This is a genomic window from Pseudomonas sp. 05T35, assembly GCF_056396605.1.
The window spans coordinates 15,636-40,624 of the sequence record NZ_JBFTLU010000018.1 but is presented as its reverse complement, the minus strand read 5'-3'; the positions used below and the strand labels follow the sequence as shown (position 1 = coordinate 40,624).

The window sequence follows — 24,989 nt, the reverse complement described above, 5'->3', positions numbered from 1 at the left end:
GCCCTTTTTGCGTTAAGGGATTAACTCAGCCACAGGCCTTTATGTCAGCGACTTTTTTCGTCCGTTGCGCGCTATTGCTAGTCGCTGTGCTGCTCAACGGTTGCCAGCCGCAGGACGCGCCGCCGCTCGATCAACAGCTTTACGTCTGGCAGCGGCAATGGACTGATGCTCATGACGACGCCCTGGCTCAATCGCGCGGGGACTTTTCAACGTTGCGGGTGTTGGCCTTGCAGACTTATCCACAGGCTGGCTGGCGTCGCGCGCGAATCAACCCTGCGCTGTTGAAAAATGATGGTCGCCCACTGATTGCGGTGATTCGGCTCGATGGCCAGCTCAAGACCCTGGATCAAACCGAAGCCACGGCGCAGATCCAGAGCGTAGTTGCCGAGTGGCAGGCTCAGGGCCTGACGCTGGCCGGTGTCGAAATTGACCACGATTCCGGCACGGCGCGCCTGCCGGCCTACCGCGAGTTTCTTGCGAGGTTGCGCAACGTGTTGCCGGCTACGTTGAAACTGAGCATCACTGCACTGCCGGCCTGGCTCGACAGTCCCGAACTGCCGGGGTTGCTGGCGGTGGTCGACAGCAGCGTGTTGCAGGTGCACGCGGTGAACAGTCCCGAACACGGGTTGTTTGATCCGGCCCAGGCGAAACAATGGGCCGGGCGCTGGAGCCGGATCACTGCGAAACCCTTCTACCTGGCGTTGCCGGCCTACGGTATCGCATTGCTGCCGGGGGACGGTGGGGCGCCGATTGTCGAAAGCGAAGTGCCGATCGAGCGCATCGGCCAGCGCCGTGAGCTACGGGCTGATCCGCAACAGTTATCGAAACTCGCCAGCCAATTGCGCGCCGAGCCACCGCCCCATCTGGCCGGGTTGATCTGGTTTCGTCTGCCACTCAAGGGCGACCGACGCGCGTGGAGCCTGGCAACGTTGCGTGCGGTGGCGCGCGGTGATCGGTTGGCCAGTCAGCTCGACCTGAACCTTTCCAGCCATGACGGTCTGTACGACATTGCGGTGAGCAATCGCGGCAACCTCGACGCAGGTCTGCCCGAGCGCGTGACGTTGGCGGTCACGGAATGCGATGCGGTGGATGCGCTCAACGGCTATACCGTGCAGCAGACACCCGGACAACTCAGCTTTACCCGCCTCAAAGACGGCCGATTGCCGGCAGAGGCCGAACGCTCCCTTGGTTGGGCGCGCTGCACAAAAATTGATCAAGGAAGTGCTCATGTCCACCCATAACGTGTCGCGTCATTTGCTCGCTGTAAGTCTCTGTCTGCCGCTGGGCTGCGCGATGGCTTGTGGGCCTGATTTTCCGCTGCGCTTGCTCGGCGACCGGACACAGATCCTGGGCGAATTGCCGGAAGGCAGCTTCCGGTTCGAAGTGAATCGCCTGGGCAAAGCCATCGCCGGTTTGAAGCCTGCACAGGTAATGACAGGCGACTATGTTTACGGCGCAGGCAATGATCTTTATGTGCAGGCGCGAAACACCGCTGAACAGACGGGTTTGAGCGACGCTCAGCGCGCGCAGGTAGCGCAGTTGCGAACACTTCAGAACGCGCAACAAGTGCAAGCCGAGGGCGCCAGCCTGCCGCCTGAACTCAGCCTGTACACCGCCGGTGCCGTGGCCTTCAATGCGGGCGAGCATGCTGTCGCGGCTGAGTATTTCCGCAAAGTGCTGGCGCTGCCGGCCGATCAGCGTGCGTTGCGCAGCACCTGGGCGGCTTACTCGCTGGGACGGGCCTTGTTCGCCATCAGCCAGGAGGCCAATGACCTCGATGAAACCGGGCGCCGCGAGAGTCTGCAACAGGCCCGGCAGGCCTTTGTGCAGGCTCGTCAGTTGAGTATCGAGGGCTTCAGCGACCCTCAGGAATTGGGCATCGCCAGCCTCGGCGAAGAAGCGMGGCTGGTACGCCTGGCCGGTGACTGGAACACCGCCGTCGAGCTTTACGCGACGCAGAGCCTGCAAGGCTCGCAAGTCGGTTACAGCTCACTCAAGCAGTTGATGAATGAACTGGGCGAGATGCCGGAGGCGCAGCTCAACGAGGTGCTCAAAGGCAAAGCGGTGCAGCAATTGGTCACGGCGGCGTTGATCAGCCATGTCGGTTGGTCGTACGGTGAACAACCACCCGCTGAACAAAAAATGATCAAGTCGCTGGTCCAGAGCACCGTTGGCAGCCTGGATAACGCTGATCGCCTGGCGGCGCTGAATTATCAGATCGGTGATTACGCCACCACCAAAACCTTGCTCGAACATGCCGGTGACAGCGGCCTGGCCTGGTGGCTGCGAGCCAAAATAGCGTTGCGGGAGGGTGACAAAGCGGCGGCTGCCGGCGCCTATGCCAAGGCGGCCAAAGCCTTCCCGCAGGATGAAAACTGGGGTGGTCGCAGGGCGTCCAGCGGTGACTACGAAACGCTCAAGCCCGGCTGCCGGGTCGACGGTGAAAGTGCGCTGCTGGCGCTGGAACGTGGCGATTATCTGCAAGCCTTTGAGCAGCTGTATCGCAGCCAGGATCTCTACTGGGAAGACGCGGCTGTTGTCGCGGAACGGGTGCTGACGGTCGATGAGCTCAAGCAGTTTGTCGACCGCCAGGTACCAGCGCCAACGCCGTTGACCCAGCAGGAGCGCGAGCGTTATGTGCCGGTACCGATCGCGGCACGTTTGCGCGACTTGCTCGGGCGTCGGTTGTTGCGCGAGGAGCGCTACGATGAAGCGCCGGCGTACTTTGATAATCCTGAGTTGCAAGCCAAAGCTCGAGCCTACGGGCAATCGCGTCAGGACGCCGAGTCGCGCTGGTGGCCAACCCGTCGCGCAGCGGATTATTTCAACGCCGCCTGGATGGCTCGCAAGTGGGGAATGGAGATTCTCGGCTATGAGATGGCCCCGGATTACGCCACGTTCGATGGCAACTACAGCCTTGAGAAGACTGAGTTAAAAGTCGGGCCGCTGATCACTGAAGGGGAGGTGCAACGCCAGCAAGCCAGCTCAGCCAAACCGGACGAACGTTTCCACTACCGTTACGTTGCTACTGGCCTGGCTAGCAAGGCGGCGGACCTGTTGCCCCACAGCAGCCAGGCGTTCGCGGCGGTTCTGTGTGCCGCCGCGGGTTTTGGTACCAGCGTTGAGGAGGAAAAGGCCTTCTACCAACGTTATGTCAAAGAAGGACCTTATGTGGATTGGGCGGTGAACTTCGGGCATCAATGCCCTTATCCCGACTTTCAGAACGCCGATAAACGTTACGTGACTCAAGTCCTGGAACCCGTGCGTTCAACCTTGCGCCCCTATAAAAAGTGGCTGCAAATGGGTTCTGTGGTGGTGTTCACGGCATTGGCCCTGTGGCTGATCAATCGCCACAAGCGCAAGGCCAATCGTCAAGCCTGCTGAACGAACGTCAGGCGCAGCGCAAAACCGATCAGCAGGCTGCCAAACAGCCATTGCTGCATGCGCTGCGCCGAGGGGCTGCGCTCCAGCCAGCGACCGAGCCAGGCGCCGATCAGCGCGTAACCGCTGTCGAACAGCAAACCGGCCACCACCAGCAACACGCCCAGGGTCGCGAACTGCGTCAGCACCGGCCCTGCCTGCGGGTTGATAAACTGCGGCAACAGCACCGAGCAAAACAGCAGCGCCTTGGGGTTGAGCAGGTTGGTCAACAAGCCGCGCTGGATCGCCTCGCGCCACGCAAGTTTCGCTGCGACTGTGCCGTTGGTGTTCAGGTTCGGCAGCAGGTTCGAGCGCAGGCATTGAATCCCCAGCCACAGCAGATACGCGGCACCGGCCAGACGCACTACTTCAAAAGTCCAGGGTGCAGCCTTGAACAGCGTCGCCAGGCCCAGCGCTGCCAGCGCAACGTGGCAACCCCGGGCAATCGCCAGGCCAATGGCGGTGGCCAGCGCGGCGGCTTTGCCCTGCCGGGCACCGGTTTGCAGCAGCAGAATCATGTCCGGGCCGGGCAACAGGTAAACCACTGCCAAGGCCAAAAAGAACATCCAGAGTCCTGCCATGCTGCACCCCATTCGTTAGCGATTCGGTGATCAAAGTCTAGGGCCGAAGGGCAGGGCAGGTGGTTGCGTAGTCGCGCCTGGAAACAGCTAGACTTGGCAGCTTCTGCCAATCAATGAATAAAAACAGTCGGGAACTGCCAAACCATGAAACTGGACGCCTACGACCGCCGCATCCTTGCCGCGCTGCAACGCGACGGTCGCCTGAGCAACGTGCAACTGGCGGACGAGATCGGCCTGTCGGCTTCGCCGTGTCTGCGCCGGGTGCGAATGCTGGAAGAGGCCGGGGTGATTCGCGGCTATCAAGCGAACCTCGACCGCGACGAAGTGGGGCTGGGGCTGACCGTGTTTGTCGGGGTCAAGGTCGAGCGCCACAACGACGAAGAGGCCGAAGCGTTTCGTCTGGCGGTAACGGCATTGCCCGAGGTGATTTCGGCGTTTCTGGTGTCAGGCGAATCGGATTTTCTGCTGCAAGTGGTGGTGCCGGATTTGCGCGGTTATGAGCGCTTTTTGACCGGCAGCCTGCTCAAGTTGCCGGGTGTGAGTGATATCCGCAGCAACTTCGCAATTCATACGGTAAAAACCCCGGGGCCATTACCGCTGGGGCATTTGCCGAGCTGATGCCCTTGCTCAGCCCGACTACGCTTTCATCTTTATATGTGCGGGTTGGGTGATGGGCGGGGAGCCAAAAATTCACTACCATCGTTATATCGTAACGATTTGCAAAACTATTGGTCAGTCAGTCCTCGGCGTTGATCGTGGTGGTGGCCGGTTTGCAATCGGCCTGGTGGATCACCCAATGGCGGGCGCTGGCGCTGGCTGAACCGGTGGTTGTGCTGGCTGCGGAACAGATCGAAATCACCGAGGCGCTCGGCTGGTATGAGCGACTGTTGGCGCGAGCGGGTGAGCGCTGGACCGGATTACTGGCGCAGATCGGCGCGCCGACGTTGTGGCTGGCCGGTTGGTCATTGCTGGCGTTGTTCAGCCTCGAACAGTTCTGGAACCTGACATTACCCGCCGCTGCGCTGGGTCTTTCGGCCAGCGTTGGGGCAGCGCTATCGTTGCTGCTGGCGTTCGGTTTGCTGGTGTGCGAACGCCAACTGACTCAGGAAATTCCCGCGCAATGGCCCGAAGCCGGGCAGTTGGCGCAGCTCACTCGCGTGGCGATCATCTGTCTGGTGACCGGCGCATTCTGCCTGTTGTTCAGCAGCGAAACTGCCGTCTGGCCTGTGCGCCTGGCGGTGTTGATCGGTTTACTGCCGGGGCTGGTCGCCGCAGAGTTGTTGCTGCGTGCGGTGTTGTCGTTGTTCAGTCCGCGTCGCGATCTGCTCGAACCGACGTTGCTGGCGCGCAGTTTTGTCGCGGACATGTTGCGCTGGCCGCCACAACCTTTGTTGGCGTTGCAGCACGAATTGCATAACCGCTTTGGCATCGATCTGCGGCAGATCTGGGCTTTCACTTACATGCGTCGGGCCTTCTTGCCTGTGCTGAGCGTGGTGCTGTTCGTGGGTTGGCTGCTCACCGGGATTCACGAAATACCGCTGCAAGGGCGGGGGATCTACGAGCGCTTTGGCAAGCCGGTTCAGGTGTTTGGTCCGGGTTTGCATGCCGGTCTGCCTTGGCCGTTGGGAAGGGTGCTGAGCGTTGAAAATGGCGTGGTTCACGAATTGGCGACCAGCGTCGGTGACACGCCAGCGGTGACGGTGGCTGATCCTGCGGAAGGGTCCGCACCGGCCATTGCCAATCGGTTGTGGGACGCCAGCCACGTGAATGACAAGTCCCAGGTGATTGCCAGTAGCAGCAACGATAAACAGAGCTTCCAGATCGTCAACATGGACGTGCGTTTTGTCTACCGCATCGGTCTGAGTGATCAGGCCGCGTTGGCGGCAACCTACAACAGCACCGATGTACCCACACTGATTCGCAGCACTGCCAGCCGGATTCTGGTGCACGACTTTGCCTCGCGGACCCTCGACGGTTTGCTTGGGGCCGATCGGGTAGGGCTCGCCGAAGACATTGGTCGTGCCGTGCAGGCTGATTTGCAGAAACTCGACAGCGGCGTGGAAATCCTCGCCACGGTCGTCGAAGCGATTCATCCTCCGGCCGGCGCTGCCAACGCCTATCACAGCGTGCAAGCCGCGCAGATCGGCGCGCAAGCGTTGATCGCGCGCGAGCGTGGCGCGGCTGCCGAGCAGACCAATCAGGCGCAATTGCAGGCCAGTGTCGCCCATGACCAGGCGCTGGCCACGGCCCGTGAAGTCAACGCCACGGCCCAAGCCGCCGACCTGCGTTTCGCTGCCGAGCGCAAAGCCTACGCCGTAGCCGGTCGGGCCTTTGTGCTGGAGCAATATTTTGCCCAGCTGTCGCAAGGCCTGGCCAACGCCAAGGTACTAGTGCTTGATCATCGCTTGGGTGGCAACAGTACGCCGACCATCGACTTACGCAGCTACACGTTACCCGCCACCTTACCGACTGACACTTCGCCGTCACGTCAACCCGTTCAGTCAGGAGCCGCCAATTGAGCCCGTCGCATTCCCACGAGCCGCATGATCATCACGACCACGCCGGCCACGACCATGGCCATGGCGGGCATCATCACGGCCACCACCATCATCACCATGGTGACCCGCAAGAGGCGGGCCCCTTCCCGTGGCGACGCATGGGCTGGGCGGCGCTGCTGGTGCTGTTTGCCATTGCGGCGGCGAGCCTGGTGCAAGTGCGTTCGGGCGAGGCGACGGTGATTACCCGTTTCGGCAATCCTTCGCGGGTGCTGCTGGAGCCCGGCCTCGGTTGGCGCTGGCCGACACCGTTCGAGGCGGCGATTCCGGTCGACCTGCGTCTGCGCACCACCTCCAGCGGTTTGCAGGACGTGGGCACGCGCGATGGTTTGCGGATCATCGTTCAGGCTTATGTCGCGTGGCAGGTGCAGGGTGATCCAGACAATGTGCAACGCTTCATGCGAGCGGTGCAGAACCAACCGGACGAAGCAGCGCGGCAGATTCGTACGTTTGTCGGCTCCGCGCTGGAAACCACTGCCAGCAGTTTCGACCTGGCCAACCTGGTGAACACCGACGCCAACCAAGTGCATATCGCTGATTTCGAGGCGCAACTGCGCAAGCAGATCGATCAGCAACTGCTGACCACTTACGGCGTGCGTGTGCTGCAAGTGGGTATCGAACGGCTGACACTGCCGTCAGTGACCCTGACCGCCACCGTCGATCGCATGCGTGCCGAGCGTGAAACCATTGCCACCGAACGCACCGCCATCGGCAAGCGGGAGGCGGCGCAAATCCGTTCAGCCGCCGAGCGCGATGCGCGCATCGTCCAGGCTGACGCCACAGTGAAGGCTGCGGACATCGAGGCCCAATCGCGGGTTGAAGCCGCGCAAATCTACGGCAAGGCTTACGCGGGTTCGCCGCAGTTGTACAACTTGCTGCGTTCGCTGGACACCTTGGACACGATGATAAAGCCAGGCACAAAGCTGATTCTGCGTACCGATGCTGCGCCATTCCGGGTGTTGGTTGATGGACCGCCGACGCTGGATAACAAATCTGGGTCGCAGCCATGAGTGTGGTTCCACGTGGAACAAATGAACTCGACAGCCCGTGGATTCAGGCAGGGCGTCTGGCATTTCTCGCGCTTTACGCGGTAACGGTGTTGGCTGCGTTGGCCTGGGCTTTCTCCAATGTGCGGCAGATTGATCCGCAGAATCGCGCCGTGGTGATGCACTTCGGCGCGCTGGATCGCATCCAGAACGCCGGCCTGCTGTTGGCGTGGCCGCGTCCGTTCGAGCAGGTGATTTTGTTGCCGGCAGCGGATCGGGTGATCGAACGGCGGGTGGAAAATCTGCTGCGCTCCGATGCTGCGCTGCAAGGTGAGCGTGTGGCGAGTTTCGCCAATCCACTGAGCGATGCGCTGGCCGGCTCTGGGTATTTGCTCACTGGCGATTCGGGCGTGGTGCAACTGGACGTTCGGGTGTTTTACAAAGTGACCGAGCCTTACGCCTTCGTCCTGCAGGGTGAACATGTGCTGCCGGCGCTGGACCGTTTGGTGACTCGCAGTGCGGTGGCGCTGACGGCTGCGCGAGACCTGGACACCATTCTGGTCGCTCGGCCGGAGTTGATCGGTGCTGACAATCAGGCCGCCGAACGTCGCGAGCGTCTGCGCGGTGATCTGGTGCAAGGGATCAATCAGCGCTTGGCCGAGTTAACCGCGACGGGGCAGGGATTGGGGATCGAGGTCGCCCGGGTCGACGTGCAATCGAGTCTGCCCGAACCTGCGGTCAATGCTTTTAACGCGGTACTGACCGCCAGTCAGCAGGCAGATAAGGCCGTAGCGAACGCACGTACTGAAGCCGAAAAGCTCACTCAGACCGCGACCCAACAAGCTGATCGCACGCTGCAAGTGGCTCACGCTCAAGCGAGCGAACGTCTGGCCAAAGCGTCGGCCGACACCGCCACGGTGCTTAGCCTGGCGCAGGCGCAGCAGAAGGGCAGCGACCCGGAAATGCTCCTGCGGATCTATCGCGAGCGTATGCCGAAAATTCTCGGTCAGGCCGGCTCGGTTACCACGGTCAACCCTAAAGACGATTCCCGCCTGATCATTCAGGGAGCCGAACAATGACAACTCAAACCGTCGCTGCGCCAAGCATGTTGAGCTCGGCTGAAAAACGCAGCGCCGCACGCCAGTTGACCTTGGCAATGCTCGCTTTGGGCTTGCTCGGCCTGGGACTGGTCTGGCGCTGGTTGTCGCCGGAGCAAACCGGTGTCAGCCAGTTATTGCTCGGGCTGGCGTCATTACTGGTGGYCGTTCCGGTCATGCGTTCGGCCTGGTACAGCCTGCGTTATCCGAGCCTGCACGGGATCACCGATCAACTGATCGCTCTGGCGATGATGGGCGCCTGGGCGACGGGCGATCTGCTGACCGCTGCCTTGTTGCCGATCATCATGATCTTCGGCCACGTGCTGGAAGAGCGTAGCGTGATTGGCTCTCAGGAAGCGATCCACGCGCTGGGCCGGCTGACGCGCAGCCATGCGCGCAAGGTTCAGGCCGATGGCTCGATTATCGAAATCGACAACGCTGCGTTGAAGGCCGGAGACATCGTTGAAGTGCGCGCAGGCGATCGAGTGCCTGCCGATGGGCGGGTGCTGTCCGGTCAAGCGAGCCTGGACACCGCGCCGATCACTGGTGAGTCGGTGCCGCTTGAGGCCATCGTCGGCATGCAAGTGTTCGGCGGGGCGATCAACCTCGATGGTTTGCTGCGGTTGGAAGTGACCCGCACCGGCAACGAATCGACCCTCGGCAAAGTCATCGCGCTGATGCAAAGTGCCGAGCGCTCCAAGCCACCGATCACCCGTTTGCTGGAACGCTACGCCGGCAGCTACATGGTGCTGGTGTTGCTGTTGGCCGCAGTGACCTGGTTCGTCACCAATGATGCGCAAGCAATGCTCGCGGTACTGGTTGCCGCCTGCCCATGTGCATTGGTGCTGTCGGCCCCGGCCACGGCGATTGCCGGGATCGCGGTGGCTGCGCGCCACGGCATCCTGATTCGCAGCTCGGCGTTCCTCGAAGAATTGGCGGACCTGACGTCGTTGGTGGTCGACAAGACCGGCACCCTGACGTTCGGCACGTTGCGTTTGCAGTCGATCGACAGCCCGGTCGAGGACCGCAGCACCTTGCTGAAACTGGCCGCCAGCCTCGGCTCGGCCAGCAGCCACCCGGTCAGTCGGGCATTGGCCGAGTTGGTCGCTCAGGAGCATTTCCTGTTGCTTTCGGATATTCGTGAACGTCAGGGTTTGGGTGTGGTGGCGATGACCGAGCAGGGCGAAGCGGCGCTCGGCCGACCTGAATTGTTTGCGCAGTTGGGCATCACCACCTCGACGGTGCCGGTGCACGATGGGCCGATTGCCGGTCTGGCATTGGATGGGCGTTTCCTTGCGTGGCTGTTGTTGGCGGACAGCATCAAACCGGAAGCGCGTTTTGCCATGAGAGAACTGCGCGAGTTGGGTCTTGGCCGGCAGTTGTTGTTGACCGGCGATCGGCAGAGCGTCGCCCACAGACTGGCCCATGAAGTCGGCATTAGCGATGTCGAGGCGCAAGCCTTGCCGGAAGACAAACTCAATCGCGTCCTGACTGAAATCGACAATGGCTTCCGGCCGATGGTGGTCGGCGATGGCATCAATGATTCGTTGGCGCTAAAGGCTGGCGTAGTCGGAGTGGCCATGGGCGCAGGCGGAGCAGATATCGCCCTGGCCTCGGCCGACATCGTGTTGATCGGCAGCGATCTGCGTCGACTCGGTACCTGCGTGCGCTTGAGCCGCCAGTGCCGACAGACCTTGCAGGTCAATGTGATCATCGGTCTGGGCTGGACGCTGGCGATCGTCGCGTTCGCTGCGTTTGGCTGGCTGGGGGCGGGAGGGGCGATGATTGCTGCGGTCCTGCATAACCTGAGCACGTTGCTGGTGTTGGGCAATGCCGGGCGTTTGTTGCGGTTCCAGGAGCCGCTGCTGAAGCTGAAAGAAGAGGGTTGAGGACGTGGCCGGTCAGTTCGTAACGCGACCTGTAGCAGCTGGCGAAGCCTGCGTTCGGCTGCTACAGGGTCATGTGCCGTGTTCTGAATCGACATGGTCAGTGAAGGCGGAAGCGTCGCCGAACTGTGCGCACAATTGACAGTCAACTGTGAAGAGGGCGCACTTCTTCAGGCCGTTACGTGGCTGAAATAGTGGGTTTACGACAGTTTGTTGCCCCGTCGTGACTCATAGGAAAAGGCTATTAAATCGATAGCCAGCTAATTTTCCACAATGGTCTACCCTCAAATCAGACGTCTGAAACAAGGGGGACTATTCATGCTCGCGCAACTACCACCGGCCTTACAGAATCTGCAATTACCGCTTCGCTTGCGACTGTGGGACGGCCATGAATTCAATCTGGGCCCTGCGCCCAGCGTCACGATTGTGGTCAAGGACCCACAATTAGTGTCTCAATTCACTCGCCCAAGCCTCGACCTGCTGGGCGCCGCTTTCGTTGAGGGCAAGCTCGAACTTGAAGGTCAGATCAGCGATGTGATCCGGGTCTGTGATGAGTGGAGCCAAGCGCTACTGGATGATACCGACGGCAAGCAGCCGGTGCGCTCTGTCCATGACAAAGCCACCGACGCAGCGGCGATTTCCTATCACTACGACCTCTCGAATGCTTTCTATCAGCTCTGGCTCGACAGTGACATGGCGTATTCCTGCGCTTACTTCGAAACCGGCAGCGAAACCCTGGAACAGGCCCAGCAAGCAAAATTCCGCCACCTGTGTCGCAAACTACGGCTACAACCCGGCGAATACCTGCTGGATGTCGGCTGCGGCTGGGGAGGGTTGGCGCGTTATGCGGCGCGGGAGTTCGGGGTGAAAGTATTTGGCATCACCCTGAGCAAGGAGCAGTTGGCATTGGCCCGGGAGCGGGTGATCGCTGAAGGTTTGCAGGATCAGGTTGAGCTACAACTGCTCGATTACCGCGATCTGCCTCAGGATGGGCGGTTCGATAAGATCGTGAGCGTCGGCATGTTCGAACACGTCGGGCACGCCAACCTGGCGGAATACTGCAAGACATTGTTCGGGGCCGTGCGTGAAGGCGGCCTGGTGATGAACCATGGCATTACCGCCAAGCACACGGATGGCCGGCCGGTCGGACGCGGAGCGGGCGATTTCATCGAGCGCTACGTATTCCCTAACGGTGAATTACCGCACCTGTCGATGATTTCGGCTGAAATCAGTGAAGCGGGGCTGGAGATCGTCGATGTCGAAAGCCTGCGTCTGCATTACGCCCGTACGCTGGACCACTGGAGCGAGCGGCTGGAGGACAACCTTGAAGCCGCTTCCAAAGAGGTGCCGGAKCAGGCGTTGCGGATCTGGCGACTGTACCTGGCAGGCTGCGCCTATGCGTTCGCACGGGGCTGGATCAACTTGCACCAGATCCTCGCGGTCAAGACCCACCCCGACGGCAGCCATGAGCTACCGTGGACGCGTGACGATATCTACAACCCTTAAAGGATCGGCGAGATAAGCCGGGCGACCCGCATGCCAAGCTGTTGCAGGCGGTGGGTCTTCCGGCTTTCGCCTTTGGCAATTTCGTGGGCCTGAGCAAAGTCGTCGTTGAGCATGTGTTCCACCAAACCTGCGAATTCGCTGTCGACGGTCAGTAGCATCACTTCGAAGTTGAGCCGGAACGAACGGTTGTCCAGATTCGCACTGCCGATCGCCGTGATCTCACTGTCGATCAGCACGACCTTCTGATGCAAAAAGCCCGGTTGGTACCGGAACACCCGAACCCCGGCGCGTACGGCTTCGAAGGCGTACAGGCTGGAGGCGGCATAGACGATCCGGTGATCCGGTCGAGATGGCAACAGGAGCCGCACATCGACACCGCGCAGTACCGCCAGGCGTAGCGCGGCAAATACCGCTTCATCGGGTATGAAATACGGGCTGGTGATCCACACGCGTTCGGTCGCGGAGTGGATGGCTTCAACGAAAAACAGCGAGCAGGTTTCGTAAGGGTCCGCCGGTCCGCTGGCCAGTAGTTGGCAGAGCACGCCGTCGTCGGGGTAGCTCTGTGGCAGAATCAGCGGTGGCAGTTTTCGGGAGGCCCAGAACCAGTCTTCCGCGAAAGACTCCTGCATGCACGCAACCACGGGGCCGCTGACGGCGATGTGCGTATCGCGCCACGGTGCCAGCGGTGGTTTCTGGCCCATGTATTCGTCACCGACGTTATGCCCGCCGACAAAGCCCTGCGCGCCGTCGACCACGACAATCTTGCGATGGTTACGGAAGTTCACCTGAAACCGATTGAGCCAGCCACTGCGTGTGGCAAACGCCTCGACCTGCACCCCGGCATCACGCAAGGGTTGAACATAGCTGTGAGGCAGGGAGTGGCTACCGATCCGATCGTAGAGCAGGTAAATAGCGACGCCTTCAGCGGATTTTTCCATCAGCAGTGTTTGCAGGCGTCGGCCGAGCTGGTCGTCATGGACGATGAAAAACTGAATCAACACGGCTTCACGGGCGGTGCGTATCGCTTCGAAAATCGCATCAAAGGTTGCCTGGCCGTTGATCAACAGCCGTACCTGATTGTTTGCCAGGCACGGCATCCGCCCCAGCTTCGGCATCGCCCGTAACGAGGTGTAGGCTTTGGAGGCGCGGGCGGTCAGCGCTTCCTCGATCCACGGACGCCAGTTCAGGTCGGCGATGGCCTTGTGCATTTCTTCGTTGGCCTGCCGACGAGCCTTGATATAAGCGTCGAAGGTGCTGCGACCGAAGACCAGATAAGGGATAAGCGTCAGGTAAGGTATGAAGACCAGTGACAAGGCCCAGGCAATCGAGCCCTGAGCGGTCCTGACGGTCAATACGGCGTGAATGGCGGCGATCGTGCCCAGTGAGTGGATGAGCGCGATCAGATACGCGAAAAGATGGGGTCCAAAAAAATCCATGGGGCAACCGTGCTCCTGACAGTTCAATGCTTAACAGACCATGTTCCACGATGAATGTCGCTATTTAATTAGACATGCAACCGAAGTAGATTGGCGACGTCTAACGGGCACTATTGTCTAGGAGTTACTCGATGAACGTACGTCTGCTGGGTTTGGCCATGGCTGTTGGCTTGTCACTTCCTGTGGTCGCTCAGGCACAGATGCTGCAACCGGGTTTGTGGGAATTGACCTCAAGCAACATGAAGGTCGATGACCAGAACCTCCCGGATCTGCAGTTGATCCTTAACCAGTTGGGCAGCCAGATGACGCCGGCACAAAAGGCCGCGTTGGAGAAACAAGGCATCACCATGGGCGGTAAAGGGATTCGTGTGTGCCTGACCCAGGCACAGGTTCAATCCGATACCATTCCCCTGCAAGACCCGCAGTCAGGCTGCACGCAGCAGGTCACCGACCGCAGCGGCAACCAGTGGAAATTCCGCTTCAGCTGCCCGAAAGCCCAGGGCGCCGGCGTTGCTACGTTCCTTAGCGACCGTGAGTTCAACACCACGGTCAACGGTACGTTCAACGCCACCGGAATCCAGCAAAAGGGCAGCATGGATACTCGTGCCGTGTGGTTGGGGCAGGATTGCGGAACGGTCAAACCTCGCGCCTGATCTCTATTGCTGGCAAGGCTGCGGCCTTGCCAGCGACAGTGTCCATTTCGATCCGCAGCCGCTCACACACCGCTTCAACACTCATCCGCCCAAAATCCTCGCCCTTGCCGCTGCGCAAACTGACGAATCCGCCATCCATTTCCTTGTCACCGATCACCAGCAAGTAGGGCACCGCCAGCAGAGTGTGGTGGCGAATCTTGTTCCCGATGTTTTTCTTACGCACATCGGAGTTGGCGCGAAAACCTGCGCGACGCAGCGCTTCGGTGACTGACTGCGCGTAGCCGATCTGACGCTCATCGATGTTCACGACGACGACCTGTTGTGGGGCTCGCCATTCATCGAGCTCCTGCTGATTAGCCCAGCACACGCCGTAAATCCGTTGCCGTGATGTTCCACAAAGATGGGCCAGGGCGAACGCCTGCAATACTCTGGTTGAAGGCACGTACGGACCATCAAGCACATCTTCGAAGTTCCCCAGCCGAGATTGCGACAGGACGTGATTGATCGAGTGGTTGGTGGTTGCCAGTGCATACATTCGCGCTTCGATCAGCTTCAGGTCGTCAGGTTGTAACGATTGTTCGTGGGCAAATTCACAGTAAAAACCATCACCGACAACCGCGCCTGCGTACAGCTTTACCTCGGTATAGAGCTGCCTGATCGCCATCGCCAACAAGCGCACGCAAGACCGGCGAAGGATCTCCAGACCTTCCGGTTCCTGCGGTGTGACGATGTTCACCCGTGCGTCCTGACTGATCACGAATGCACAATCCACCAGCGTGCCATTCACCCGGCCGGCGACCGCCGCTTTAGCCAGGCCAATTCCAATGCTCGCCRCAACTTCAAATACCGAGAGTGGTTGGTCGTACTCGCGCAGCGAGCCGTCAGGCAGGGTGATGTGAATCATCGTCGGTTTTCCTGGGTGTCTCATGCAAAACGCTATTCAACGCATAAACCGCAAGGGCAAACCCTGACAGTCTTCATTTAGACGTTCGGCGTGCCAGGCAATTTGCCCCGAAACCAATGTCGTGCTGACGCTGTGTCGAAAGTGCTGCCCGGCGAACGGTGTCCAGCCGCATTGAGCGAGAATCGGCTGCCGGGAAACAGCTTTGCCGGCAGGCTCTGGTTTGATCAAAACGAGGTCGGCCCAATAACCTTCACGCAGGTAACCGCGATCCGGTATGGCAAACAGATCGGCCACGCGATGGCTGGTTTTGGCCACCAGGGTGGTCAGTGGAATCAACTGATCGGCCACCAGTTCCAGCAGCGCGGGGAGGGCGTGTTGTACCAGCGGCAACCCGGAAGGTGCCTGTCGGTAGGGCAACTGTTTTTCAGCCCAGGTGTGGGGCGCGTGGTCGCTGCCGATGATGTCCAGTCGGTTGCTGAGCAACGCTTGGCGCAATGCATCGCGGTCAGCTTGAGTCTTGATCGCCGGGTTGCACTTGATGAGATTACCCAGGCGCAGATAGTCGCGATCATCGAACAGCAAGTGATGCAGGCAGACTTCGGCGCTGATGTGTTTTTCCTTCAGCGGTTTGTCTTCGAACAAGGCCAGTTCGCGAGCAGTGGTCAGGTGCAAAACATGCAATCGAGTGCCGTGTCGTTTGGCCAGATCGACCGCCATTGAGGAGGAGCGAAAGCACGCCTCGGCATCGCGAATCAGCGGATGAGCCGCAGCGGGAATGTTCTCCCCGAACAGTTCGGCAAGGTTGTTTTCGTTGATCTGAATGCTAGGAGTGTGTTCGCAATGGGCTAGCAGGATCGTCGGAACCTCGGCAAAAAGCCGTTCAAGAATTTTCGGGTCATCCACCAACATGTTGCCGGTGGAAGCGCCCATGAAGACTTTGACCCCGGMGACTTCGCAGGGGTTGAGTGCTGCGACGGTGTCGAGGTTGTCGTTGCTGACGCCGAAGTGAAAGCCGTAATTGGCCACCGAGTGGATCGCTGCCCGGCGCTTTTTTTCGGCCAGTGCATCGAGCGTCAGGGTTGCCGGTCGGGTGTTGGGCATGTCCATGAAACTGGTGATGCCACCCGCTACGGCCGCCCGCGATTCGGTATGGATGCTGCCTTTGTTCGGTGCACCCGGATCTCGAAAGTGCACCTGGTCGTCGATCATTCCCGGCAGCAACCATTGACCATTGGCGTCGATTTCCAGCATCGCGTTTTCACCTTCGATGCTGCTGGCGATCTTCACAATGCGCCCGTGATCCACTAACAGATCGGCGTCGAACTCACAGCCTTCGTTGACCAGTCGGGCGTTGCGAATCAACACGCTGCTCATGCTCAAAACTCGTTCTGCAGGGCTTTGTAGCCACGCACCAGATCGACGTTGGTACGCGCCACATCCTCGGAAAACTCCGAGGCGCTGATGCTGACCGGTGGGAACTGGGACAAGTCGGTTTTCGGACCGATGCGTGTGGTGGACGGCACATAGAAATCGGCCGGCAAGTCTCGCCCGTCGACCACCGAGTTGTGCCGCACTACACAACCATCGCCGACTGCACAGTTGAACAGCACGCTGTTGAAACCGATGAACACCCGGTTACCGACGGTGCACGGACCATGGACGATGGAGCGGTGAGCGATGGAGCTGAACTCGCCGATGGTCACCGCTGCACCGGATTTGGAGTGGATCACCACACCATCCTGAATGTTCGAATTGGCGCTGATGGTGATGGGTTCCATCTCGCCCGAATCGTCGACTTCATCGGCGCGGATCACCGCGTAGGGGCCGACGAAAACGTTCTCGCCAATCACTACCTTGCCGCAGATGATCGCGGTTTTATCGACGTAGGCGGACTCGGCAATCCGCGGCAAATCGCCGGAAGGGTTCTTGCGGATCATGGCGTGCTCAAGGCGTTGTAAAGCGTGTTGAGGTTGTATTCGAACAGCCCGGCAAAGGTGCTGGCCGGACCTTCGGCGGCGAGTGCATCCGAGTACAGGGTGCCGCCAATGTGCGCGCCGCTTTCATCGGCGATTTGCTTGAGCAGGCGGGCGTCCTTGATGTTTTCCATGAACACCGCTTTGACCTTGGCCTGACGGATCTGGGTGATCAATGCGGCCACTTCGGCGGCAGACGGTTCACGTTCGGTGGACAGGCCTTGAGGTGCCATGAAGTCGATGCCGTACGCTTGACCCAGATAGCCGAAGGCGTCATGAGACGTAACGATCTTGCGGTTGCCCGGAGGCAATGCGCCGAGCTTGGTTTTGGCTTCGGCCAGCAGACGGTAGATCTGCTTCAGGTAGGTCTGGCTGTTGTGTTCGTAATCGGCTTTGTTCGTCGGGTCTGCGGCGATCAGCGCCTTGGTGATGTTGTTCACATAGAGTTCGGTATTCGCCAGATTGTGCCAGGCATGCGGGTCGGGGAGGGTCTCGCCGTCCTCGTTCATGGTTCTTGGAATCACCCCGCGGCTAGCGGTGATTACCGGGGTTTTGGTGGCGGTGCTGGCAACCATGCGGTCCAGCCACGGCTCGAAACCGAGGCCGTTCTTGAAGATCAGTTTGGCCTTGAGCAGGGCCTTGGCATCGTCCGGAGTGGGTTCGTAGGTGTGAGCGTCAGCGTCCGGGCCGACCATGTTGGTGATCTGGATGTGCTCGCCGCCGACCTGATGAACCATGTCGGCAAGAATGCTGAAGCTGGTGACCACCGGCAGTTTTTCTGCTGCCGATACCGTTGAAAGCGACATCGACAACCACACACAGAACAGCACGAGTAGAGCGCGCATCGGGAAACACCTCATTGGGACGTGAGCAAAGGCGGGCGCCGCAGCAGTCCGTGCACCGGACCGAACACCACGGACAGCAGGTACAACGCGCCGGCTACCAGCACGATGGCCGGGCCGCTGGGCAGCGAGTAGTAGAACGACAGCAACAGACCGAACCATACCGAGAGACAGCCGAGCACCCCGGCGATGGCCATCAACATTGGCAAGCGGCGACTCCAGAAGCGTGAAGCGGCGGCCGGTAACATCATCAATCCGACCACCATTAGCGCGCCGATGGCCTGGAAACCGATCACTAGATTCAGCACCACCAGAGTCAAAAATACGCCGTGCGCCAAAGGGCCGAGACGGCTGACGGTTTGCAGAAACAATGGGTCGAGGGTGTCCAGCAACAGTGGCCGATAAATCAGTGCCAAGGCGATCAGGCTGATCCCCGAGATCCAGAGCATGCCGGTCAACGTTGGGCCGTCGACGGCCAATGCCGAGCCGAACAACAAGTGGAGCAAGTCGAGGCGTTTGCCGGCGATCCCCAGGATCAGCACGCCGCTGGCCAGCGAGATGGGGTAGATCGCCGCCAGGCTGGCGTCTTCCCGAAGGCCGGTGCGGCGGGTAATCCATGCCGCTAATCCGGCCATGCTCAGGCCAGCGCCGAGGCCACCGATGGTCAGCGCCGGCAAGCTCAAACCGGCAAACCAAAACCCTAACGCGGCGCCAGGCAAGATGCCGTGAGCCACGGCGTCACCGATCAGGCTCATGCGTCGCAGGATCAGAAACACCCCAAGCGGTGCGGTGCTGCAAGCCAATACCAGACCACCGATGAGGGCCCGGCGCATGAACACGAACTCGTGGAACGGTTGCCAAAGTTGCGCAGCGACAAGCATTACGCCACCTGCGTGAGTGGTTGCTGGAGGATCAGTTCACGGCTAGGCGCCAGGACGCAGCCCGAGCTTTTGATCAGCAATGCTTGAGGAATGTGTTGGCGAACCGCAGCCAGGTCATGACACACCACAACCAGGGTTCGGCCCTCGTTGTGCCAGGTGTGGATGTGTTTCCACAGCAGCGCCTGACCGAGTTCATCCAGCGCGGCGTGAGGTTCGTCGAGCAGCAACAGTGGCGCTTCGGCGAGGCTCAGACGAGCGAGCAGGGCGCGTTGCAATTCGCCGCCTGACAGCGCCATCAACGGGCGTTGTTCCAAACCGTTCAGACACCAGTCGTTCAGCACGCTGTCGAGGCGTTGGCGGCGAACGTCCGGCGTTTGCTTGCTGCCCCAGAATCCAGCGCTCACCAACTCTTGCAGACTGATGGGGAACTGTCGGTCGAGGTGCTGTTGTTGTGGCAAAAAGGACAAGCCACCTCGTGGTGAAACATCGAGGACGACTTTACCTGCCAGCGGCTTTTGCAGACCGGCGATGACTTTCAGCAAGCTGCTTTTGCCCGAGCCGTTGGCACCAATGATTGCCGTCAGGCTGCCGCGGGGCAAATTGAAATCGAGGGCGGGAGTTAGTGGTTGGCCAGGAGCCCCCCAGCGTAATCCTTGGCAGCGAATCATGCGGCCTCCCAGTTCCAACGACTTTCGGCGACCGCATCATGAGCGTGAAGACTTTCAGCGTGAAGCACCCGCAATTGAAATGCCTTGATGCCGGGAGAGCGTTTCAACGCCAGATTCAAACGTCGTGCAGCGTCTTCGCAGAACATCAGGTTCTGACCATTCGCGAGAGCGAAGGCTTGTTCGTCGGCACGCTTTACTGCGGTTTGAACGGCGGTGCCGAGCGCGGCTTCGGCGTCATTGATCGCCGCGATCAAGGGCAGATCGTCCAGATAGTCATCCAGTCGTAGCCGCAATTGCGCACTGCTGCGTTGACTGTGGGGTGTCGCAACGATGCCTTTTGGCGATCCGAGCCAAGTCAAAACGTCGGCGTGCTGCAACGGCTTGTTGGCAAAGTCATCGATGAATTGCTGCTGAATAAGTTGTCTCGAAAGCGCGGCTGAACAGGGGCATGTGGACGAATAAGGAACTTCAATTTTAAGTTCCACGTGGAACACTGTGTTTTCCAAGCGCGCTTCGATGCTGATCGGATAGCTTTTCCAGCCGGCCAAAGGGCTGATCAAGGCTGGGCGTTTGAGCAGTAAATCAGCGTGAATGCGCAGGTAAGCGGCATTGGATAAACCCTCGTGGCTGTCGAGGAAACGTTGCAGAGCTTGCCGCAACAACGCCGGGGTGAGGCTTTCTTGCTCAAGCATTTCCAGCGCCAGATACAGCCGCGACATATGAATGCCACGCGCTTCGCCATCATCGAGGCTGACGCCAGCGTCGGCTTTTGCGCTCAATCGCTGACCGTCGAATACAACAGGAAGAGCAATGCCGCACATGCCCACCCATTCGAGTGGCAAGGCTTGGCGTGAGGCCTGCGCGGCGATATCCGGCAGAGTCAGCGCATTCATGAGCAGGTCCATCGTTGGAAATGTTTTGCCATGTTATATTATAACAATGCAGTCGACGATACCTTTTTCTCGAGCGGTCTTTCACTATGCACAGGCGACAATTGCTCAACCTGTTGTTGGCCAGCGCTGCGCTGGTTTTACCCTTCGGCGTGTCGGCCACGCAGATCCGCAATGCACGGCTCTGGCGTTCGGATGACAAGCTTCGCCTTGTGCTCGATCTGAGCGGACCGGTGCAGTACAAAACCTTCTCGTTGAGCGCGCCCGAGCGACTGATCATCGACTTGAGCGGTGCGCAGCTCAGTGGTGACTTCAGCCAATTGGCGCTCACCAACACGGTGATTCGTTCGATCCGCTCAGGGCACTTCGGGCAAGGCGATACACGGATCGTGCTCGACCTTACCGGTCCGGTGCGGCTCAATAGTTTTCAACTGCCGCCACAGGGCGGGCAGGGTCATCGTCTGGTGCTCGACCTGCTCAACGCCGCGCCCGTGCAGATCGCTGCGGCGGCACCTTTGGTCCAGCGTGAAACACCGGCTGACAAGGCTCACCCCAAGCGCGACATCATCGTCGTGGTCGACCCTGGTCATGGCGGAAAGGACCCCGGCGCAATTGGCGCCAAAGGTGAGCGCGAGAAAGACGTGGTGCTGTCCATCGCACAATTGCTGGCCAAGCGTTTGAAGCGTGAAAAAGGTTTTGATGTGAAACTGGTGCGCAACGACGACTTCTTCGTGCCGCTACGCAAGCGCGTGGAGATCGCCCGTACGCACAAGGCCGACATGTTCATCTCGGTGCACGCTGATGCGGCGCCACGGCTCACGGCTTCTGGCGCTTCGGTTTACGCATTGTCCGAAGGTGGCGCGACCTCGGCCACGGCGCGTTTCATGGCGCAACGGGAAAACGGCGCGGACTTGCTGGGGGCGAGCAGTCTGCTCAACTTGAAGGACAAGGATCCGATGCTCGCCGGAGTGATACTCGACATGTCGATGAACGCCACCATCGCCGCCAGTTTGCAGCTTGGCAGCACGGTACTTGGCAGCCTGGCAGGCATTACCACGTTGCATCAGAAACGTGTGGAACAGGCCGGATTTGCAGTGCTGAAGTCACCGGATGTGCCATCGATCCTGGTCGAGACCGGCTTCATTTCCAATGCTCGCGACAGCCAAAGGCTGGTGACGGCGCGGCATCAAAAGGCGGTAGCCGACGGACTTTTTGAAGGTTTGCAGCGCTATTTTCAGAAGAATCCGCCGCTAAACAGTTACATGGCCTGGCAACAGTCGCAGCAAAAATCGCAGGTCTAGCAGCCCGTCAGTCGGCTACAGGTGAACTTGCCGCTGGAACCGCCAGAGCTGGAAAACCGATTGAGGGTGGTCCAGCCAACGCGGCGGCTGTAACCGACCCAGGCTTCGCCATCCGACGCCAAGCCGGTGAAGAACGTCAGTTGGCCATAACGGCTGCTGGTCTGCGCCCAATAGCGTTTACCGCTCACTTCAAACCCGCGCATGTAGGTCGTGCTGCCCGCCGTAGCGACGCTGTAAGAGTTGCCGTCCGGGTCTACGCAGGCCAGCAGATTGGCGCTGCGCGTGCACTTCGCCTGGCTCGATGCCTGCGCGCAGGCGTTTGCCGCGACCAACAGCGAAAGGCTCAACAGTGTGCATTTCAAGGCGTTGTGCATGGGTTTTCTCGTTGTGCGAACGGGCTCAAGCATTGCGTCCTTCGTCGCAGGGAGCAAGAGGGGATTGGCGTCTTTATGTTGTTATACTATAACATTAAAAAATCGCCCGACCGGCCACTCCTGATGAGGAACACCTGATGCCCAATCGTCTCCCCGTTACCGTGCTGTCCGGCTTTCTCGGCGMCGGCAAAAGCACGCTGCTCAACTACGTACTGCGCAACCGCGAGAATCTTCGGGTCGCGGTGATCGTCAATGACATGAGCGAAATCAACATCGACGGCAGCGAAGTTCAGCGCGATGTCACCTTGAACCGCGCCGAAGAAAAACTCGTCGAAATGAGTAACGGCTGCATTTGCTGCACCTTGCGCGAAGACCTGCTGGAAGAGGTCAGCAAGCTGGCCAGGGACGGTCGCTTTGATTACCTGCTGATCGAGTCCACCGGTATTTCCGAACCTCTTCCCGTGGCAGAAACATTCACCTTTCGCGACGAAGAAGGTCAAAGCCTGGCCGACATCGCGCGGCTCGACACCATGGTCACGGTGGTCGACGGGATGAACTTTCTGCTCGATTACCAGGCCGCCGAAAGCCTCGCATCAAGGGGTGAAACCCTTGGCGAAGAAGACGAGCGTTCGATCACGGACTTGTTGATAGAGCAGATTGAATTCGCCGACGTGCTGCTAATCAGCAAGATCGATCTGATCAGCAGCGCCGAGCGCGAAGAGTTGATCGCGATCCTCAAACGGCTCAACGCCCAGGCGCACATCATCCCGATGGTCATGGGCGAAGTGCCGCTGAAACAAATCCTCAACACCGGCCGCTTCGACTTTGAAAAAGCCTCTCAGGCACCGGGCTGGCTGCAGGAATTGCGCGGCGAACACGTGCCGGAAACCACCGAGTACGGCATTGCTTCAATGGCTTATCGGGCGCGTCGACCGTTTCATCCGCAGCGCTTTTTCAGCTTCATAGATCAGCCGTGGGTGAACGGAAAACTACTGCGTTCCAAGGGCTTTTTCTGGTTGRCCAGCAAGCACCAGGACGCCGGTAGCTGGTCCCAGGCCGGTGGTTTGATGCGTCATGGATTTGCCGGTCGTTGGTGGCGCTTTGTGCCGAAAGCACAGTGGCCACAGGATCAGGAAAGTACCGCCGCGATCATGGAAAACTGGACCTCCGCCACCGGTGATTGCCGTCAGGAACTGGTGTTCATTGGCCAGAATATCGACTTTGCCAAACTCACCGCACACCTCGATAACTGCCTGCTCAATGATGACGAAATGTCCCTGGGCGTCGAAGGCTGGCGCCTGATGGCAGACCCGTTTGGTCCATGGCTCGAAGAGGAGGCGGCCTGATGTTGGCGCCGAGCCTGAAAGCGCGCCCGGTGATTCGCCAAGTACAGGACCAAACTCCTGACGTCTTCACGCAGATACTTCAAGACGGCACCAACCTAGCGCTCTGGCAGCGTCGTTTGCCGGCACATATCGCTGACTTCGGCGCATTGCTGTTATCGCTGAACGAGCCGCTGGCCGAGTCGTTGGTGGTGGAATTGGCGACTGACGACGCTGAACCCAATCTGCGTGGCCTGGCCGAAAGCTACAGTGACCTGGAGGGCCACGAAGGGTTTATCGCCGATGTTTCATGGTTGGTCAGCGCGTTTGCCTGCTTGCTGGGCGCAACGCGTATCGGCTTGCGTTTGCGGGTGCTGGATAACGCCATGTGCCCGCGTTTTCATGTCGATCATGTGCCGGTGCGGCTGATTACCACCTACGCCGGCATCGGCAGTCAGTGGCTCAGAGAAGGCGCCATGGATCGTAAGAATCTGGCCAGAGCGGAGGCCGAGCCGCAGAGCTGTGAGCAAATGCTCTGTGGTGAAGTGGCGTTGCTCAAGGGCGAGAAGTGGCACGGCAACGAGGGTTTCGGGCTGATTCATCGTTCACCACAACCCGCACCGGGTGAGCGCCGGCTGATCCTGACCCTCGACTGGCTCGGTTGATTCAAGGCGTGAGCCAAGCGCCCTGGCTTTGGCTTTCGCAGTACGGCTTGAGGTATGCCGCGTCTGTAGCCACGCCGTAATAGTGAATATCTTGCCGGTAAGGCATATTGGCAACTTGAGCGTTGCTGCACACTCCGAAGGCACCGCTGGGGCATTGCTCGAGGAATGCGACGTCGACCTTCTGCCCCGCGAGATTGGGCTGGCAGAAGCCGTCATGGAACATTTTCTCCGGGATGTTGCGGTTTTGCTGACAGACTTTGACGTCGAGCCGCTCCGCCTGGCTGTGAACCAAGCAGGCCTGGGCCAACGCTTCGCCCGAAGCGAAGGCCAACAGCAACGACAAGCCAATCAGTCGCATCCTTTTCCTCCCAAGAAACCGCTGAACATGTTGCAGAACATTCCTACTCACGTCATCGCCGGACCGTTAGGCGCCGGCAAGACCAGTCTGATCAAGCATCTGCTGACGCAGCGGCCGGCGAACGAGCGCTGGGCGGTGCTGATCAACGAGTTTGGTCAGATCGGTCTCGACGCCGCGTTGCTGACCACGGGCGCCGATGGTATCGCACTGGGAGAAGTGGCTGGCGGCTGTTTGTGTTGCGTGAATGGCGCGCCGTTTCAGATTGGCCTCGGGCGGTTGCTGCGTAAATCACGGCCGGACCGCTTGTTTATCGAACCTTCGGGGCTGGGACACCCGGCGCAGTTGCTCAAGCAATTAAGCGAAGTGCCGTGGCAGGGCGTACTGGCGATTCAGCCAAGCGTTCTGGTGCTCGACGCTCAAGCCCTGGCCGACGGAAAACCACTGCCAGAGGCGCAACAGCAAGYGCTACCGAGCGCGGGTCTGTTGCTGTTGAACAAGGCCGAGCACCTGAGCGATGAAGATCGCGCCGAGGGTTGGGTGTCGGCCAATTCGCTGGATAACGCCGCGCTGCGCTGGCAGCCCAGTGAATGGCGTCAGGACTCGCGCATCGAGCTGATTTTTGACAAGCCGCAGGATGCCGAATCACTGCAGAGGAAACTTGCGAGTTGCCGGGTGAGCCTGATTTAACGCG

The 24,989-nt window shown here is 59.8% G+C and carries 24 protein-coding genes; 13 read left to right on the top strand and 11 right to left on the bottom strand.

Going from position 1 to position 24,989, the window contains the following annotated elements; all coding sequences use genetic code 11:
• Positions 1–41: 41 nt before the first annotated feature.
• Both AC1DH9_RS02525 and AC1DH9_RS02520 read left to right on the top strand, forming a co-directional pair.
• Positions 42–1,241, top strand: coding sequence for a DUF3142 domain-containing protein (locus AC1DH9_RS02525; RefSeq protein ID WP_427541357.1), 1,200 nt, complete (start codon positions 42–44; stop codon positions 1,239–1,241).
• Positions 1,228–3,384 (top strand): hypothetical protein, encoded by a 2,157-nt coding sequence (locus AC1DH9_RS02520; protein ID WP_427541354.1) that lies wholly within the window; start codon positions 1,228–1,230, stop codon positions 3,382–3,384. Before AC1DH9_RS02525 ends, AC1DH9_RS02520 begins: the two co-directional genes overlap by 14 nt.
• Here the strand turns inward: AC1DH9_RS02520 and AC1DH9_RS02515 are convergent.
• Positions 3,372–4,001 (bottom strand): LysE family translocator, encoded by a 630-nt coding sequence (locus AC1DH9_RS02515; RefSeq protein ID WP_427541351.1) that lies wholly within the window; start codon positions 3,999–4,001, stop codon positions 3,372–3,374. The genes AC1DH9_RS02520 and AC1DH9_RS02515 overlap by 13 nt on opposite strands.
• Before the next feature lie 144 nt (positions 4,002–4,145).
• Here AC1DH9_RS02515 and AC1DH9_RS02510 point away from each other — a divergent pair, with 144 nt between their 5' ends.
• From AC1DH9_RS02510 to cfaB, 6 genes are all read left to right on the top strand, one after another.
• Positions 4,146–4,619 carry an Lrp/AsnC family transcriptional regulator gene (locus AC1DH9_RS02510; RefSeq protein WP_054594814.1) on the top strand — a complete coding sequence of 158 codons (474 nt, stop codon included), beginning with the start codon at positions 4,146–4,148 and terminating at the stop codon, positions 4,617–4,619.
• 110 nt (positions 4,620–4,729) lie between these two features.
• Complete coding sequence (hflK, locus tag AC1DH9_RS02505; RefSeq protein WP_477807754.1) at positions 4,730–6,520, top strand: protease modulator HflK; 1,791 nt, start codon at positions 4,730–4,732, stop codon at positions 6,518–6,520.
• Entirely contained in the window at positions 6,517–7,566 is a 1,050-nt protein-coding gene (gene hflC, locus AC1DH9_RS02500) for a protease modulator HflC (RefSeq protein ID WP_427541345.1), read from the top strand. The genes hflK (AC1DH9_RS02505) and hflC overlap by 4 nt, the downstream gene beginning before the upstream one ends.
• Entirely contained in the window at positions 7,563–8,621 is a 1,059-nt protein-coding gene (hflK, locus tag AC1DH9_RS02495; RefSeq protein WP_427541342.1) for a protease modulator HflK, read from the top strand. Before hflC ends, hflK (AC1DH9_RS02495) begins: the two co-directional genes overlap by 4 nt.
• Entirely contained in the window at positions 8,618–10,528 is a 1,911-nt protein-coding gene (locus AC1DH9_RS02490; RefSeq protein WP_477807753.1) for a cation-translocating P-type ATPase, read from the top strand. Before hflK (AC1DH9_RS02495) ends, AC1DH9_RS02490 begins: the two co-directional genes overlap by 4 nt.
• A gap of 315 nt (positions 10,529–10,843) precedes the next feature.
• On the top strand, positions 10,844–12,031 hold the full coding sequence (cfaB, locus tag AC1DH9_RS02485) for a C17 cyclopropane fatty acid synthase CfaB (protein WP_477807752.1): 1,188 nt from the start codon (positions 10,844–10,846) through the stop codon (positions 12,029–12,031).
• Here cfaB and cls read toward each other — a convergent pair.
• Complete coding sequence (gene cls / locus AC1DH9_RS02480) at positions 12,028–13,467, bottom strand: cardiolipin synthase (RefSeq protein WP_427541333.1); 1,440 nt, start codon at positions 13,465–13,467, stop codon at positions 12,028–12,030. The two genes, cfaB and cls, sit on opposite strands and share 4 nt — an antisense overlap.
• Positions 13,468–13,598: 131 nt before the next feature.
• Here cls and AC1DH9_RS02475 point away from each other — a divergent pair, with 131 nt between their 5' ends.
• Positions 13,599–14,120, top strand: coding sequence for a DUF3617 domain-containing protein (locus AC1DH9_RS02475; protein ID WP_054594808.1), 522 nt, complete (start codon positions 13,599–13,601; stop codon positions 14,118–14,120).
• Here the strand turns inward: AC1DH9_RS02475 and AC1DH9_RS02470 are convergent.
• Genes AC1DH9_RS02470 through folE2 form a run of 7 tightly spaced genes read right to left on the bottom strand, consistent with a single transcriptional unit; the run spans position 14,104 to position 20,281 of the window.
• Positions 14,104–15,024: a His/Gly/Thr/Pro-type tRNA ligase C-terminal domain-containing protein gene (locus AC1DH9_RS02470; protein WP_477807751.1), complete on the bottom strand. Its 921-nt coding sequence runs from the start codon at positions 15,022–15,024 to the stop codon at positions 14,104–14,106. The two genes, AC1DH9_RS02475 and AC1DH9_RS02470, sit on opposite strands and share 17 nt — an antisense overlap.
• Before the next feature lie 36 nt (positions 15,025–15,060).
• Positions 15,061–16,398 (bottom strand): dihydroorotase, encoded by a 1,338-nt coding sequence (locus AC1DH9_RS02465; protein WP_477807750.1) that lies wholly within the window; start codon positions 16,396–16,398, stop codon positions 15,061–15,063.
• 2 nt (positions 16,399–16,400) lie between these two features.
• Entirely contained in the window at positions 16,401–16,961 is a 561-nt protein-coding gene (locus AC1DH9_RS02460) for a gamma carbonic anhydrase family protein (RefSeq protein ID WP_427541324.1), read from the bottom strand.
• Positions 16,958–17,842, bottom strand: coding sequence for a metal ABC transporter substrate-binding protein (locus AC1DH9_RS02455; RefSeq protein ID WP_427541321.1), 885 nt, complete (start codon positions 17,840–17,842; stop codon positions 16,958–16,960). Before AC1DH9_RS02455 ends, AC1DH9_RS02460 begins: the two co-directional genes overlap by 4 nt.
• An 11-nt stretch (positions 17,843–17,853) precedes the next feature.
• A complete protein-coding gene (locus AC1DH9_RS02450; protein ID WP_427541318.1) occupies positions 17,854–18,720 on the bottom strand; it encodes a metal ABC transporter permease in 867 nt (288 codons plus the stop codon).
• Positions 18,720–19,388 carry a metal ABC transporter ATP-binding protein gene (locus AC1DH9_RS02445; protein WP_427541315.1) on the bottom strand — a complete coding sequence of 223 codons (669 nt, stop codon included), beginning with the start codon at positions 19,386–19,388 and terminating at the stop codon, positions 18,720–18,722. Before AC1DH9_RS02445 ends, AC1DH9_RS02450 begins: the two co-directional genes overlap by 1 nt.
• Positions 19,385–20,281: a GTP cyclohydrolase FolE2 gene (folE2, locus tag AC1DH9_RS02440; protein ID WP_427541312.1), complete on the bottom strand. Its 897-nt coding sequence runs from the start codon at positions 20,279–20,281 to the stop codon at positions 19,385–19,387. The genes AC1DH9_RS02445 and folE2 overlap by 4 nt, the downstream gene beginning before the upstream one ends.
• Before the next feature lie 86 nt (positions 20,282–20,367).
• Here folE2 and AC1DH9_RS02435 point away from each other — a divergent pair, with 86 nt between their 5' ends.
• The gene (locus tag AC1DH9_RS02435) at positions 20,368–21,579 is read left to right on the top strand and encodes an N-acetylmuramoyl-L-alanine amidase (protein WP_427541309.1); all 1,212 of its coding nucleotides are present in this window, start codon (positions 20,368–20,370) and stop codon (positions 21,577–21,579) included.
• Here the strand turns inward: AC1DH9_RS02435 and AC1DH9_RS02430 are convergent.
• A complete protein-coding gene (locus AC1DH9_RS02430) occupies positions 21,576–21,953 on the bottom strand; it encodes a glutamine synthetase (protein ID WP_103314824.1) in 378 nt (125 codons plus the stop codon). The two genes, AC1DH9_RS02435 and AC1DH9_RS02430, sit on opposite strands and share 4 nt — an antisense overlap.
• 137 nt (positions 21,954–22,090) lie before the next feature.
• Here AC1DH9_RS02430 and zigA point away from each other — a divergent pair, with 137 nt between their 5' ends.
• Together zigA and AC1DH9_RS02420 are read left to right on the top strand one after the other, a co-directional pair.
• Positions 22,091–23,299, top strand: coding sequence for a zinc metallochaperone GTPase ZigA (gene zigA, locus AC1DH9_RS02425; protein WP_477807749.1), 1,209 nt, complete (start codon positions 22,091–22,093; stop codon positions 23,297–23,299).
• Entirely contained in the window at positions 23,299–23,940 is a 642-nt protein-coding gene (locus tag AC1DH9_RS02420; protein ID WP_427541303.1) for a DUF1826 domain-containing protein, read from the top strand. Before zigA ends, AC1DH9_RS02420 begins: the two co-directional genes overlap by 1 nt.
• A 1-nt stretch (position 23,941) precedes the next feature.
• On the opposite strand, the gene AC1DH9_RS02415 is transcribed toward AC1DH9_RS02420, so the two are convergent.
• Positions 23,942–24,298, bottom strand: coding sequence for an NADH:ubiquinone oxidoreductase (locus AC1DH9_RS02415; protein ID WP_427541300.1), 357 nt, complete (start codon positions 24,296–24,298; stop codon positions 23,942–23,944).
• Positions 24,299–24,325: 27 nt separating this feature from the next.
• Here AC1DH9_RS02415 and AC1DH9_RS02410 point away from each other — a divergent pair, with 27 nt between their 5' ends.
• Positions 24,326–24,985 (top strand): CobW-like GTP-binding protein, encoded by a 660-nt coding sequence (locus AC1DH9_RS02410; protein WP_477807748.1) that lies wholly within the window; start codon positions 24,326–24,328, stop codon positions 24,983–24,985.
• The last annotated feature ends 4 nt before the right edge of the window (positions 24,986–24,989 follow it).

Coding starts and splice junctions, on each gene's coding strand:
- folE2 (WP_427541312.1), bottom strand. CDS start 20,281: ATGAATGCGCTGACTCTGCCGGATATCGCCGCGCAGGCCTCACGCCAA.
- AC1DH9_RS02475 (WP_054594808.1), top strand. CDS start 13,599: ATGAACGTACGTCTGCTGGGTTTGGCCATGGCTGTTGGCTTGTCACTT.
- AC1DH9_RS02415 (WP_427541300.1), bottom strand. CDS start 24,298: ATGCGACTGATTGGCTTGTCGTTGCTGTTGGCCTTCGCTTCGGGCGAA.
- AC1DH9_RS02460 (WP_427541324.1), bottom strand. CDS start 16,961: ATGATCCGCAAGAACCCTTCCGGCGATTTGCCGCGGATTGCCGAGTCC.
- AC1DH9_RS02455 (WP_427541321.1), bottom strand. CDS start 17,842: ATGCGCGCTCTACTCGTGCTGTTCTGTGTGTGGTTGTCGATGTCGCTT.
- AC1DH9_RS02510 (WP_054594814.1), top strand. CDS start 4,146: ATGAAACTGGACGCCTACGACCGCCGCATCCTTGCCGCGCTGCAACGC.
- cls (WP_427541333.1), bottom strand. CDS start 13,467: ATGGATTTTTTTGGACCCCATCTTTTCGCGTATCTGATCGCGCTCATC.
- AC1DH9_RS02420 (WP_427541303.1), top strand. CDS start 23,299: ATGTTGGCGCCGAGCCTGAAAGCGCGCCCGGTGATTCGCCAAGTACAG.
- hflK (WP_427541342.1), top strand. CDS start 7,563: ATGAGTGTGGTTCCACGTGGAACAAATGAACTCGACAGCCCGTGGATT.
- AC1DH9_RS02435 (WP_427541309.1), top strand. CDS start 20,368: ATGCACAGGCGACAATTGCTCAACCTGTTGTTGGCCAGCGCTGCGCTG.
- AC1DH9_RS02515 (WP_427541351.1), bottom strand. CDS start 4,001: ATGGCAGGACTCTGGATGTTCTTTTTGGCCTTGGCAGTGGTTTACCTG.
- AC1DH9_RS02430 (WP_103314824.1), bottom strand. CDS start 21,953: ATGCACAACGCCTTGAAATGCACACTGTTGAGCCTTTCGCTGTTGGTC.
- AC1DH9_RS02525 (WP_427541357.1), top strand. CDS start 42: ATGTCAGCGACTTTTTTCGTCCGTTGCGCGCTATTGCTAGTCGCTGTG.
- AC1DH9_RS02450 (WP_427541318.1), bottom strand. CDS start 18,720: ATGCTTGTCGCTGCGCAACTTTGGCAACCGTTCCACGAGTTCGTGTTC.
- AC1DH9_RS02445 (WP_427541315.1), bottom strand. CDS start 19,388: ATGATTCGCTGCCAAGGATTACGCTGGGGGGCTCCTGGCCAACCACTA.